Here is a 12,998-nt window from a genome sequence, read left to right on the forward strand (position 1 = left end):
ATGGCCCGGAGGCATGCTAGCCGGAAACATCGTCCGGTTGCAACGGCACGATCACGTCAACCGCGCCGCGTTCGCGACGAAACGCCTAGATCTGCTGCACGTCCACCACGCCGGCCACCGCCTTGATGGCGCCGGCGATCTGCGGCGAGACCTTGAAGCGGCCGGGCAGCTTCATCTCGACCTCGGTCTCGAGGTCGAGCATCATCACGAGCGAGACCTCACCATCGCCGTTGGAGCGCGGCGCGATGGCGGGACTGCCGATCTTTGGCGCCGCGCCATTCGCGCCCGCGGCTTCCGGTCCGGCCAAACGCTTGGCGATCGAGTCGAGCGGCTTGGTGTCGCGCACGAAGATGCGCAGGCCCTTTTGCGTCTTGGCTGCGGCATCATCCAGCGGCTCGGCATGCAGCACGCGGGCGCGGACGTCTTCACCCTGCAATTCGGCGCCGAGCTGGAGCAGCACGGCGGCGCCCGGCTCCAGCACGTCGCGATATTGCGCCAGGCCCTCGGAGAACAGCACGGCCTCGAAGTGGCCCGTGGGATCAGACAGCCCCATGATGCCCATCTTGTTGCCGGTCTTGGTGCGGCGCTCCATGCGCGACACCACCGTGGCCGCGACCTTGCCGGCGGTGGCGCCGGTCTTCACCGCGCGCGAAAACTCCGCCCAGCTCTGCACGCGCAGCCGCTTCAGCACGGTGGCGTAATCGTCGAGCGGATGGCCCGACAGGAAGAATCCGACGGCGTCGTATTCGCGACGAAGCTTTTCGGCCGGCAGCCACGGCTCGATCTGGGGCAGCATGATGGTCGGCGCGTCCGCCGACATGCCGAACATATCGTTCTGGCCGATGCTCTCGGCCTGATGCGCGCGCTGGCAGGCGGCCAGAATCGAGTCCGCGCCGGCGAAGACGCGGGCGCGGTTCGGCTCCAGCATGTCGAACGCGCCGGCGGCCGCAAGACTTTCGATGATGCGCTTGTTGATCGCACGCGGATTGACGCGCGCGGCGAAGTCGGCGAGCGAGGTGAACAGCCCCCGCTTGGTCCGCTCCTCGATGATCTGCTCGATCGCCTGGATGCCGACGCCCTTCAGCGCCGCCAGCGCGTAATAGATGACTTTGTCGCCGACCTCGAAGGTCGCGCCGGAACGATTGATGTTCGGCGGCTCGACCTTGATGCCGAGGCGCTGCGCCTCGGAGCGGAATTCGGAAAGCTTGTCCGTGTTGTTGAGATCGAGCGTCATCGACGCTGCGATGAACTCCACCGGATAATGCGCCTTCATATAGGCGGTGTGGTAGGACACCAGCGCGTAAGCCGCCGCGTGGCTCTTGTTGAAGCCGTAGTCGGCGAACTTGGCGAGCAGCTCGAAGATGGTCTCGGCCTGCCCTTTCGGCACGCCGTTCTTCACCGCGCCCGCAACGAAGATGTCGCGCTGCTTGTCCATCTCGGCGCGGATCTTCTTGCCCATGGCACGGCGCAGCAGGTCGGCGTCGCCGAGCGAATAGCCCGACATCACCTGCGCGATCTGCATCACCTGTTCCTGGTAGATGATGACGCCGAAGGTCTCCTTCAGGATCGGCTCGAGCACCGGATGGAGATATTCCGGCTCCTCGTCGCCATGCTTGCGCGCGCAATAGGTCGGAATGTTCGCCATCGGGCCCGGGCGATACAGCGCCACCAGCGCGATGATGTCCTCGAAACGGTCGGGACGCATGTCGACCAGCGCGCGCCGCATGCCCTGGCTTTCAACCTGGAACACGCCGACCACCTCGCCGCGCGCCAGCATCTGGTAGCTCTCGGCATCGTCGATCGGCAGCGTCGCGAGATCGACATGGATGTTGCGCGGCTTGAGCAGCTTCACCGCGACGTCGAGCACGGTCAGCGTCTTCAGGCCGAGGAAGTCGAACTTCACGAGACCGGCCGGCTCGACCCATTTCATGTTGAACTGGGTCACCGGCATGTCCGACTTCGGATCGCGGTACATCGGCACGAGTTCGCTCAAGGGGCGATCGCCGATCACGATACCGGCCGCGTGAGTCGAGGCGTGGCGCGTCAGGCCTTCGAGGCGCTGCGCGATGTCGAAGGCGCGCGCCACCACGGGATCTTCGTCGCGGAACGCCTGCAGCTTCGGTTCGCTCTCGATGGCGGCCGCCAACGTCACAGGAGCCGCCGGATTCTGCGGCACGAGCTTCGTCAGCTTGTCGACCTGCCCATAAGGCATCTGCAGCACGCGGCCGACGTCGCGCAGAACCCCGCGCGCCTGCAGCGTACCGAAGGTGATGATCTGCGCGACCTGGTCGCGGCCGTAGCGCTCCTGGACGTACTTGATCACCTCGCCGCGGCGGTCCTGGCAGAAGTCGATGTCGAAGTCCGGCATCGAGACGCGTTCCGGATTGAGGAAGCGCTCGAACAGCAGCCCGAACTTGATCGGATCGAGGTCGGTGATGGTCAGCGCCCACGCCACCAGCGAGCCTGCGCCGGAGCCGCGGCCCGGCCCGACCGGGATGCCCTGCGACTTCGCCCATTTGATGAAGTCGGAGACGATCAGGAAGTAGCCCGCGTATTTCATGCGCATGATGACGTCGAGCTCGAACGCCAGGCGCTTGCTGTAATCCTCCTCCGTCGTGCCCTGCGACAGGCCGTGCACGCGCAGACGATTGGCGAGCCCCTCCTCCGCCTGCCGCTTCAATTCGGCCGCCTCGACCGCGGCGGCATCCGTGCTCGCAGCGGCACCAACGGTGAAGAACGGCAGGATCGGCTTGCGCGTCATCGGGCGGAATGAGCAGCGCTCGGCGATCTCCACGGTGGAGGCCAGAGCCTCCGGAATGTCGGCAAACAGCACCGCCATCTCGGCGCGCGTCTTGAAGCGGTGATCGGGCGTGAGCTGCTCGCGCTCGGTCTCCGCGATCAGCCGGCCGCCTGCGATGCAGAGCAGCGCATCATGCGCCTCGTAGTCGTCGGTCGTCGCGAAATACGGCTCGTTGGTCGCGACCAGCGGCAGACCTTTCGAATAGGCGATATCGATCAGCCCGCCCTCGACCCGCCGTTCCTTGTCGATGTTGTGCCGTTGCAGTTCGACATAGAGGCGATCACCGAACAGGCCGGCGAGACGTTCACAGCGCGCCGCCGCGATTTCGGGCTGCCCCGCGGCCAGCGCGAGCGAGATCGGCCCTTCGGGGCCGCCGGTCAACGCGATCAGGCCTTCGGTCTCGCCGTCGAACCAATCGAACTTGATGAAGGGGGCGTGGCTGTCAGGCGATTCGAGGAAGGCGCGCGAATTCAGCCGCATCAGGCTGCGATAGCCGCGCTCTTGCGCGGCCAGCAGCACCAGGCGCGAGGGCGGCAGTGCGTTGCGCGCGTTCGGATCCTGGTCGCCGAAATCGATCGCGAGTTCCAGGCCGACGATCGGCTGGATGCCGTACCCCGCCATCTTGTCGGAGAATTCGAGCGCCCCGAACAGATTATCCGTGTCCGTCAGCGCCAGCGCTGGCTGGTGGTCCTTCTTCGCGAGCTCGCCGAGCTTGGCGATCTTGATCGAGCCCTTGAGCAGCGAATAGGCCGAGTGAACGTGAAGGTGGACAAATCCGGCGCTCGGCATGGTCGCGTGATGGCCTCTGGTGAGATCTGGGAACGGTTGCCGGCATCAGGAGCATCATGCACCCACGCGCCGACTCGCCTGCCAATGGTGGGGACTCACCGCACCAGAGTCCACGCCGGAGCCGCCGATCGGCCGCCTCATCCCGCTTTTCCCCAAGGGCCACGTCGGGGTTCCGGACCACCGGTTTGCAAAGCCGCTGCTCCAGCGCTGCGGGATCAGAGCTGCGGGATCACCTGGGCCCAGATCGCGATCATTCCGACGAACAGCGCGATCGACGTCAGTGCAGCGGCTTCTTCCACGAAAATCCTGAACATGGTTTGCTCCATCACCAGAACGTATGGAGAACATTGTTCTCATTTCGTTCTTTGGAGTCAAGCCATCTCGACCGCACCCAAATGAAATGGTTAACTGGCTGAATCTACGCAAAAAAAGCCCCGGCGCGCGGCCGGGGCTTTCGAGACCACTTCCTGCGAAGCGGTCAGTCTCAGTTCGTTGCTCAGTACCTGGCGATCGCCGGGCCGCCAAACTTGTAGTTCAGGCGGACGAGGCCCATGTCGACGTCCTGACGGACGTGATCGGTCTGAATGCCGGCGAAGGTGATGTCCTTGTCCGACAGGAAGATGTGGTTGTATTCGACACCAACCGACCAGTTCGGAGCGAAGCCGACCTCGAGGCCTGCACCGACGGTGCCGCCCCAACGGGTGTCGCTGACGGAAGCAGCCGTGACGCCGCCGAAGCGGAGTTCGTTCTTGGTGCCGACAACAGCCGCACCACCCTTGGCGTAGAGCAGGACGTTGTTCCAGGCATAGCCGATCTGACCGGTGATCAGGCCGAACGAATCGATCTTGGAGCGATCGGTGAAGCCGGTGAGCCCGCTGACATTGTCGCCGGAGAAGTCGGCCCAGTTGCCCTGGCCTTCCACACCGAACACCCACTGCGCCGACTGCCAGCGATAGCCAACCTGACCACCGACCGTGCCGCCCGTGGCGTTGTGGGAACCTTCGCCGCCAACCAGCGGAGCGCGCTGATCCCAGGTCGTGTGAGCCGAAGCGCCGCCGCCGTTGATACCGATGTAGAAGCCGCTCCAGTCATAGACCGTGGCGATCATCGCGGGCGCCTTGGTGTAAGGCCGCGCAGCGAGGTCAGCAGCCAGCGCCGGTGCAGTCGCGGTGATCGCGACAAGGCTCACAGCTGCGAGCAACAAATTCTTGTTCATTTGAATCCCGTTCCAAGTTTCGTCGTTAGGCCCCCGGGCCGTGGCGACGTCATAACAGCGATCGACGGAATTGCTGTAACCTCACCGCAACAGTTCGCTCCAAAGGGCCGGGCTTCATTAACGAAGGTTTAGCAGCGCCTGCGCGGAAACCCTTTGAAACAAGACTCTTCAGCAGTTCCAAGCCCATCCACGTGCACGGCGTGCACGCGTAACATCATCGCGCGCACGATTCTGTGATGGGGAAAATCTTGGAACTGCGCGACTTCCCATTGTCGCCACATTTTCGCTCCTCTTCGCCACATTCGCGTTCACGTCGAACGTGAGCACGCGGCGCGCGCAGTTTCTGCAGGATTGCACTCTCGCCGCTCGCTGCGCGTCGAGAAGCGACGCGCCCATGGCGTGCCCGGCCCTCTTATTGCCAGGGCGGAGTGCGCAACGATAACGCGATATCGACGGCGCCCTCCTCGCCGCGCTGCGCCAGACCATCGCAGAGCAGCAGCTCCGTTTCGTTCAGCGTCAGGTGCGGTTCGCATGCCGAGCGCCAGCTATCCCAAGCCGAGGTCTCGCGCTTGGCAAGCGCGAGCAGATCGCGCACCAGGTTGACGCGCGCAAAAAACAAGCCTGCCGTCGTTCCGTGACCCAGCTGCTCCGGATCGATCGCGCCGGTTCGGCATCGTTGCCACGCTTCGATACCGGTGATGAATGCCGAGCGTGGCACGTCGGTTGGCTCACAATCGAATTTCAGAACGGTGCGATGGGGCTCGTCGAGTTCGGCATCGACCAGGACCCAGCGTTGCTCGGCTTTCGCCCAGTACTCGCACACCCAATGATCATGATAGGCATGCCCGGTGAAGTAGCTGCCGAAACCGCAGCGGACGCGGGCTGGCACGCGGTGATGGCGCAAAACCGCGCATAGCATCAATGAAAAGTCCCGGCACGTTGCCAGAGCTCTCAACTCCCCTGGCCGTGCGATCGTCAACGGTCGCGGGTCGATCGCCAGCAGCTGATCCAGACGGTCGGACACAGGCAGCGTGGTACGGCTTTGACCGGTGAACGCAGCGAGGTCGAAGCCCTGCCTCTCGATCCACGCCTCGTGGACGAGCAGGCCGTGCAACATGCGACACAGGGCCGGGATATCCAGCGGCAGGCCGCTGATCAAACTCGCATGAGCGCCCGGATCGGTCAGCGCGCTATGGCCGGTGTAATAGTCGGAAGACGCCAGTTCACTCATTCAGGACCTGTCTAGCCAGCGTTAGCTCTTCATATCGGTCTGGCTTAGCCCGCCGCCGCGATCTTCGCGCGGAAAGCCTGCTGTCCCTCCACGATCTTGTCGATCAGTGCATCGAGCGCCCAGAAGCGCTCTCTGATATCGAAATCGACCGCCCGGGTCTCGATGCAGGAAAAGGTGCCGAGACGTTGGTGATAGAGTTTCGCAAGTTTCGGATAGCCCATGGGCTCCGCCATCGCCGCGAGCGCCAGGTACACCGAAAGCTCGTTCGCGAGCACCGGATGCTTGTGGTGTTGCGTCAGCAGCCATTTGTAGAGATCAGGGTGGAAGTTCGTGAACACGCCGGTGAACCCGGGAGCCCCCGACTTGATCGCGTCAAAGGCGATCGCGGCGTTGGCATTGACGATCGTGAGCGGGGAGCCGTTCGTCAGCTTGACCCGGCGCTGCACGGTCGCAAGATCGCACGACACGTCCTTGAGGATCGCAAAGCGTCCGCTGTCTGCGCAAAAGGCCAGCTCGGCATCGGAGAGAAGCCGGCGGAACGGCGCCGGGCATTCATAGAGGCCAAGCGTCATCTCTCTGGGCAACCGGTCGAGCAGCCAAGCCAGGTTGTCGGTGAAACTCGTCCGCGTCAGATCGGGCGAGGCCAGACGGTTGGTCACCAGCACCAATCCATCGACGCCCGTCTTCGCGATCGACGTCAGCTCGGTCAGCTGGTCCTTCCTGGATTCACTGATATGGCCTGAGGCGATGACCGGCAGCCGGCCCGCCGCCGTCTTGACGACGAACCGCGCCAGGGCCACCCGCTCGTCCAGCGTCAGGAACTGCATCTCGCTCGACTGGGCGACCGCAAACAGCGCGTCGGCACCGTTGGCAATGTACCACTCGATCAGCCTTTCCAGGCCGGCATAGTCGATCGTCCTGGCTTCGGTGAATGGCGTCAGCATCACGGGAATGATGCCCTTGAGAGCGATGGTCACAGGCGAGCTCCAAACAACTGCTGATGTGGCCGGCGAACCTACCCCGAAACTTCGTCGTTTCGCAAAGAGGTTCGGCGGACCAGGTCCTCCTCCCCTGTCCGTCTTACGGACCTGCGGCCGGACGCACCTGTGTCATGGCGACACCTGATATCGCGAGCAGTCCGCCGACAAACAGCTTTGGCGTCACATGGTCGCCAAGGAACAACACGCTCGATATCAAGGCGAACACCGGCAGCAGCAGGCCGAATGGCGCGATGCGGCCCATGGAGCAACGGGCGATCAGCCAGAACCAAAGGCCGAACCCGACGATCCCTCCGATGAAGATCGTGTAGGCAAGCGCCAGCCAACCACGTTCATCCGCAACGACAAGGCTCGCCAATTGCCCATGTTCAAGCAGCAAGGACATCAACAGCACCTGCGGCACCGTGAGCAGCGACGACCACCCCATCAGCATCAGCGGATCAAAAGGGCCATAGCGCTTGGTCAAGACGTTGGACACCGCGAACGCGAATGCGGCTCCGACCACGAGCAGCAACGGAAGTGCGTTGGCCGACAGGCCCGCCCCCGCAGCCAGCACGGCCACACCGGCGAACGCGATCACGACGCCGGCGGAGGTTGCGAGCGATGGCTTCTCCGCCAGCAGCGGCCAGGCCAACAGGACGGTGAACGGCGGGGCAAGCTGGTATGCGACGGCCGACAGGCTTCCCGAGCCGAGTCCAAGACCGACATAGAAGAGCCCGAAATTCAGTCCGCCGAAGAAAAGCGAAATCGCCGCGACAGGGCCGAATTGTTGCCGCGTCGGCCGCCGGACGAATGGAACGAGCAGCAGCGCGATGGCCAGGAAGCGCAGCGCGAGGAAGAAGAGCGGCGGAAACTCCGTCACGCCGACCTTGATGACCACGAACTGATAACCCCAGAGCAATGGAACGGCCACGGCGCAGGCGATCTGGATGGCGGACATGCCATCGTTACTTTCAAGACCGTTCGGTCCAGATATCGGCGTGCGAGCAGCGGAAACGTCCATGGCTTGTCTACCTGATGAAGCGATCGAGCAAAGCGTCGACGGTGGCTTGCGAAATGATCCGTGCCGGTGCCGTTTTCCCGACCACCCGCATGCCCTCGACGAAACAGACGATAATCCGGGCGGCACTCGAAGGCTCGACGCCGGCGGCCAGCTTGTCCGCGGCCTTCGCACGGGACAGCGCGTCCGCCACCCTCGCCTCCATGGCTTTGAAGAAGCTCGCGATGCGGCGATCGACCTCGGCATCACGGCCGGCCAGCTCCATGGCTGTGGCGACCAGCAGGCATCCGCGCCGGCCATTGGCGCCGCTGTTGCGCTCGACATAGCCGGCGAAGTACGCCCGTAGGCCGTCGACCGGATCTCGATCGGAGGCAAATTCGACGTCCATGCGAGCGAGCGCATCGGCAATGTAGCGATCAAGCGCACGCAAGAAGAGCGCGTGCTTGTCGCCGAAGGCGGCGTAAAGGCTGCCGCGCGAGAGCTTGGTCGCACGAAGAAGATCAGGCAGCGCCGTGGCGTGATAGCCGCGCGTCCAGAACACATTCATCGCGCGTTCGACAGCAGCCTCCGTGTCGAACGTTCGGGGACGGCCACGGGGCAGCGGCTCGAGCGGGGCTTGGCGTCGCATAGGTACATATATAGACCATTCGGTCGTTAAATCCAAGAGTGCATTTCGCCCCAAGCGGTATGGCTCAGTTTTCAAAAGCCGATGCAAGTTCCCGCAAGCCCCATACCGGCTTGTAGATCACGAGCGCGAGACACGTTTCGCCGTCAGGCCGGAGGCGAGAGCGCCTGCAGGACGTCCTTGAACACGCCGAACTGCAATTTGAAAGCTTCAGGGCTATAGTCCTGATAATATCCCGCGGTCACCGCAACCACGAGATCGAGCTCCGGGACGATGCGAATCGACTGGCCACCGCGGCCCTGCGCGGCAATCGACTGGACGACACGCCCATTGAGCCGGGTGCTCCGCAGCCACCACAAATATCCATAGGACTGACCGTCGGTCGCCTTAAGCTTCGATGTGGTCGACGCCTCGATCCATGCCCTGGACACGATTTGCCGATCGTTCCAGCGACCGCCCGCAAGAACGAGTTGGCCGATCTTTGCCATGTCGCGCGGCCGCAGGCGCAATCCGCCTCCGGCATCGCTGTCTCCCTTGAACCTGCTCCACTCGAATTCGGTGATGCCTAAGGGATCGAACAGCACGCGACGCGCGAATTCATCGAGCGGACGGCCAGTGGCTTTGCGGACGATCGCCGAGACGAGCGCAAGCGCGCCGGTGTTGTAGAAGAACCCCTCGCCGGCCGGTGCGGTCACGGGAAGGCCGAGGACGTAGCGACAGGGATCCTTCGCCATGTGCATGCGCACCTCGTCGTTGTCGTCGCCCGTCGCCGGAGTCGCCTCCACCCATTTCAGGCCCATCGACATCGTGAGCAAATGTGAGAGCAGGATGCGATCCCTGTCCGGGGACCGCAGGTCGGACAATTCGGGGAAGAAGCTGAAGACCGGTTCGTCAATGCTGCGAATGAGCCCCTGGTCGATTGCGATCCCGACGACCAGCGAGGCGACGCTCTTCGAGCACGACTTCAGATTATGCAGTGTATCGGCATCAAAGCTGATGTCCCTGACCCGAACGCCCAAGAAGCGACTGGGGACCTCATCAGATCCTTTGAAGTACCGCTCGAAGGCCAGCTTGCCATGGCGAGCGACCAGCACGGCATGGATATTGGCGCCCGCGCTTTCGAGCCGATCGGCCATCCCGCACAGCGCGGCATGATTGATGTCGTTGTCTCCGTCGGCAGACGGAACCGCCCAACCGTCGTCACGCTTGCCCGGGATCGCACAATTCGCCTGAGAGTCGGCAAAGACTGGCGTCGCGGCTATCGGCGTCAGCGCTGCCCCGCCAAGCAGCGACATGAATTGCCGACGTCTCATCCGGCTGGCTCCTTTTGGCCTCGTCTTCGCTCGCCGTGCCACTCCCTGACGGGGAACGACTTACACTAAAGATTGCAAGATTACCACCCTCAACCGCAACGATGGGCTGATGTGCTAGGGGCACTACTGCCCAGGCCAGCTCTCTCTATTGCCATCCTTCCCCACGGGAACTCGCAAAATCGAAACGAGCTTGGTCGCGAGCGCGAAGCTTGTCACGCCGTTTGGTCCCTCCTGCGTCGTCATTCGTCACGGCCCTCTCATCTTGGTCCCATTGCACCCTCCGTTCATCCCTCCTGGCTCGCTTTCGGCGCAAATTCGCGGAGAAATCGGTCGAGCATCGCCTGGAGAACCTGAATGAACCGTCGCGACTTTCTAGCCACGGCCCTCGCACTGGCCGCAGGCCCGGCACTCGGCAATCAGCCAGCGGGCATAGCCGCTACCAGCCGCCCGCGCCCGGGACAGGCTGGCTGGCCTTCCGATGCGGACTGGTCGGCGCTGAATCAAGCCACCGCGGGACGCCTCACCCGTGTGACGCCTCCGAACCTCGCCCCGGCTGAAGCAAAACAGCTCCTCGCGAATCCGTTCTACATCGGTGATCAACCCGCTCTGACGGAAAGTTCGGGCTGGTTCGAGGCCTGGCGCTCCGAGCCCAGCGCCTACATGGTCGCGGCCGAGAGCTCGGCAGACGTTGTCGCGGCGGTGCGCTTCGCCAAAGCGCACAATTTGCGCCTGGTCGTGAAGGGCCGCGGCCACAGCTATCTTGGCGGCTCCTGTGCGCCGGATTCGCTCTTGTTATGGACCCGCAAGATGGACGCCATCACCGTTCATGACGGTTTCGTTCCGCAAGGCTCAAGCTCCAAGCCGGCGCCGGCCATCACGACGGGCGCGGGCTGCATGTGGCTCCACGCCTACCAGGCGGCCGCCGGGGCCGGGCGTTACGTTCAAGGTGGCGGCTGCACCACGGTGGGTGTCGCGGGTCTGGTGCAGGGCGGCGGGTTCGGGAACTTTTCCAAGGGGTTTGGAACGGCGGCGGCGAGCCTGCTCGAGGCCGAGATCGTGACAGCCGACGGCGATATTCGTGTGGTCAATGAAACGCGCGAGCCGGAGCTGTTTTGGGCGCTCAAGGGCGGAGGCGGCGGCACTTTCGGGGTCACCACACGGCTGACGCTCGCAACGCATCCGCTGCCCGCATCCGTCGGGGCGGTCAACGCCACGCTGCGCGCCCGCTCCGATGATGCCTACCGCAAGCTGCTGGCCCGCTTCGTCGCGTTTTGCGCGACGAGCCTGTGCAATCCGCACTGGGGCGAACAGGTCCGGGCGTATCCCGACAACCGCCTCGACATTCGCATGGTCTTCCAAGGCCTGACAACGGACGAAGCGCGCGCAGCTTTCAAGCCCCTATTCGATTTTGTTGCAGCCAATCCTGACGATTACGCTGGCAAGGAAACGCTTGAAGTCGTGGGCGTGCCTGCCCGCTATTTCTGGAACGGTTGGCTTTATCGCCTGTTCGCCCGCTCCGCGGCCAACTTCGATGAGCGTTCTGGAGCGCCATGGACCGATTATTGGTGGAAGGGCGATGGCGAGCAGGTTGGCGCCTTCTGGCACGCGTACACGTCGGCCTGGTTGCCGAGTTCGCTGCTTGATCAGGAGAACCGGACCCTCCTCGTCGACGCGTTATTTGCCGCAAGCCGCGACTGGGCGGTCGGGCTGCATTTCAACAAGGGCTTGTTCGGCGCATCGCCTGAGGTGATCGCAAAAGCAAGAAACACGGCGACGCATCCGGACGCATTCGACGCCTTCGCTCTTGCGATTATCGCAGCATCCGGCCCGACCACCTTCGGTGGTCTTGCTAAGCCCGATCCTGTTCTCGCCAGCGCGCATCGAGACCGCGTGAACGCCGCGATGGAGGCGCTGCGCGCCGCGGCGCCGAACAGCGGTGCGTATGTCAACGAGTGCGATTATTTTCAGTCGGACTGGCAGAATGCATTGTGGGGCCCGAACTATCAGCGGCTCCTCGACGTCAAGCGACGCTACGATCCGGACGGGTTGTTCTTCGTGCACCATGGCGTCGGCAGCGAAGGCTGGAGCGCGGATGGGTTTGCTCGCTTGCCCTCGTAGCGAACGCAAATCCCTTCGCGACGCCACGCCTATACCGGCGTGTAGATCACGAGCTTCAGCGCGGGATCGTCATTGGCCTGAAAGCTGGCGTGCTCGAAATGCAGCACGCCCTTGGTCGGATGGGTCATGGTCTTGCGGCCGGACAAGGTGCCGTGCACCTCGTGCGCGCCCCACCATTTGACGAACTCGGGGCTGCCTTCGCGCAAGCGCGTCAGCAATTCCGCGAACGCAGGATCGCCGGCCCAGACGTCGTGGGTGGCGCGAAACATCGCGACCATGCGCTTGGCGACATCGGCCCAGCCCTCCCCGTAGGATTTCCGAGCCTTCTTGTCGGTCATCATCAGGAGCAACGTATTGCGATCCTCTTCGGGCAGCCGCCCGAACGCGAAGATCTCCTCGGCGGCCTCGTTCCAGGCCAGCACGTCCCAGCGCCGGCCGGTGATGTAGGCCGGATGCGGCAGGCTTTCGACCAGGCGCCGAATGGCCGGCGGCACCACCTCGCGGGTGAAGGGGCCCCTCGCGCCGTCGCGCGCGAGATCCCTGAGATGCGCGTGCTCGGTCTTGCTGAGCCGCAGCGCCCGCGCCAGCGCATCGACCGTCGTGACCGACGGGCTGACGGTGCGGCCCTGCTCGAGGCGGATGTACCAATCCACCCCGATGCCGGCGAGCTGGGCGACCTCCTCGCGGCGGAGCCCTGCGGTACGCCGCCGCTGCCCCGCGGGAAGGCCCACTGACTTCGGCGACAGCTTTGCACGACGGGAGCGCAGGAAATCGCCGAATTCGACACGGCGTGGGTCGGCCATGGACGGACTCGCGTGAAGGAGGGTCGGACAATACTAGGATAATACCAGGCCTTCCTGCCGCGCAACAGCCCTCGCATAGTCCTTGGCACCTCACAATGAGGTGCG

General features: G+C 63.8%; 9 protein-coding genes. 1 reads left to right on the top strand and 8 read right to left on the bottom strand.

Going from position 1 to position 12,998, the window contains the following annotated elements; all coding sequences use genetic code 11:
• Window positions 1–85 precede the first annotated feature (85 nt).
• The 7 genes from dnaE to BM222_RS17235 form a co-directional block, all read right to left on the bottom strand.
• Window positions 86–3,589, bottom strand: coding sequence for a DNA polymerase III subunit alpha (gene dnaE / locus BM222_RS17205; RefSeq protein WP_092229547.1), 3,504 nt, complete (start codon window positions 3,587–3,589; stop codon window positions 86–88).
• A gap of 496 nt (window positions 3,590–4,085) precedes the next feature.
• Window positions 4,086–4,805: an outer membrane protein gene (locus tag BM222_RS17210; protein WP_092229549.1), complete on the bottom strand. Its 720-nt coding sequence runs from the start codon at window positions 4,803–4,805 to the stop codon at window positions 4,086–4,088.
• Window positions 4,806–5,217: 412 nt separating this feature from the next.
• Window positions 5,218–6,036: a transglutaminase domain-containing protein gene (locus BM222_RS17215; RefSeq protein ID WP_092229551.1), complete on the bottom strand. Its 819-nt coding sequence runs from the start codon at window positions 6,034–6,036 to the stop codon at window positions 5,218–5,220.
• A gap of 44 nt (window positions 6,037–6,080) precedes the next feature.
• The gene (locus BM222_RS17220; protein ID WP_092229553.1) at window positions 6,081–7,013 is read right to left on the bottom strand and encodes a dihydrodipicolinate synthase family protein; all 933 of its coding nucleotides are present in this window, start codon (window positions 7,011–7,013) and stop codon (window positions 6,081–6,083) included.
• 103 nt (window positions 7,014–7,116) lie between these two features.
• Window positions 7,117–7,974 carry a DMT family transporter gene (locus tag BM222_RS17225; RefSeq protein WP_092229555.1) on the bottom strand — a complete coding sequence of 286 codons (858 nt, stop codon included), beginning with the start codon at window positions 7,972–7,974 and terminating at the stop codon, window positions 7,117–7,119.
• Window positions 7,975–8,044: 70 nt separating this feature from the next.
• Window positions 8,045–8,698 carry a TetR/AcrR family transcriptional regulator gene (locus BM222_RS17230; RefSeq protein ID WP_502690899.1) on the bottom strand — a complete coding sequence of 218 codons (654 nt, stop codon included), beginning with the start codon at window positions 8,696–8,698 and terminating at the stop codon, window positions 8,045–8,047.
• A gap of 107 nt (window positions 8,699–8,805) precedes the next feature.
• Window positions 8,806–9,972 carry a serine hydrolase domain-containing protein gene (locus BM222_RS17235; protein ID WP_092229560.1) on the bottom strand — a complete coding sequence of 389 codons (1,167 nt, stop codon included), beginning with the start codon at window positions 9,970–9,972 and terminating at the stop codon, window positions 8,806–8,808.
• A gap of 660 nt (window positions 9,973–10,632) precedes the next feature.
• Here BM222_RS17235 and BM222_RS17240 point away from each other — a divergent pair.
• The gene (locus tag BM222_RS17240; RefSeq protein WP_244547173.1) at window positions 10,633–12,090 is read left to right on the top strand and encodes an FAD-binding oxidoreductase; all 1,458 of its coding nucleotides are present in this window, start codon (window positions 10,633–10,635) and stop codon (window positions 12,088–12,090) included.
• Window positions 12,091–12,119: 29 nt separating this feature from the next.
• Here BM222_RS17240 and BM222_RS17245 read toward each other — a convergent pair whose 3' ends face one another.
• Window positions 12,120–12,893 carry a helix-turn-helix transcriptional regulator gene (locus BM222_RS17245; RefSeq protein ID WP_092229564.1) on the bottom strand — a complete coding sequence of 258 codons (774 nt, stop codon included), beginning with the start codon at window positions 12,891–12,893 and terminating at the stop codon, window positions 12,120–12,122.
• Window positions 12,894–12,998 lie beyond the last annotated feature (105 nt).

This window comes from Bradyrhizobium sp. Gha (assembly GCF_900113735.1).
Classification (GTDB): domain Bacteria; phylum Pseudomonadota; class Alphaproteobacteria; order Rhizobiales; family Xanthobacteraceae; genus Bradyrhizobium.

What these genes read in the sequence shown, in the direction of transcription:
- BM222_RS17240 (WP_244547173.1), top strand. Translation starts at nt 10,633, where the DNA reads ATGGTCGCGGCCGAGAGCTCGGCAGACGTTGTCGCGGCGGTGCGCTTC.
- BM222_RS17215 (WP_092229551.1), bottom strand. Translation starts at nt 6,036, where the DNA reads ATGAGTGAACTGGCGTCTTCCGACTATTACACCGGCCATAGCGCGCTG.
- BM222_RS17210 (WP_092229549.1), bottom strand. Translation starts at nt 4,805, where the DNA reads ATGAACAAGAATTTGTTGCTCGCAGCTGTGAGCCTTGTCGCGATCACC.
- BM222_RS17245 (WP_092229564.1), bottom strand. Translation starts at nt 12,893, where the DNA reads ATGGCCGACCCACGCCGTGTCGAATTCGGCGATTTCCTGCGCTCCCGT.
- BM222_RS17225 (WP_092229555.1), bottom strand. Translation starts at nt 7,974, where the DNA reads ATGTCCGCCATCCAGATCGCCTGCGCCGTGGCCGTTCCATTGCTCTGG.
- BM222_RS17235 (WP_092229560.1), bottom strand. Translation starts at nt 9,972, where the DNA reads ATGAGACGTCGGCAATTCATGTCGCTGCTTGGCGGGGCAGCGCTGACG.
- dnaE (WP_092229547.1), bottom strand. Translation starts at nt 3,589, where the DNA reads ATGCCGAGCGCCGGATTTGTCCACCTTCACGTTCACTCGGCCTATTCG.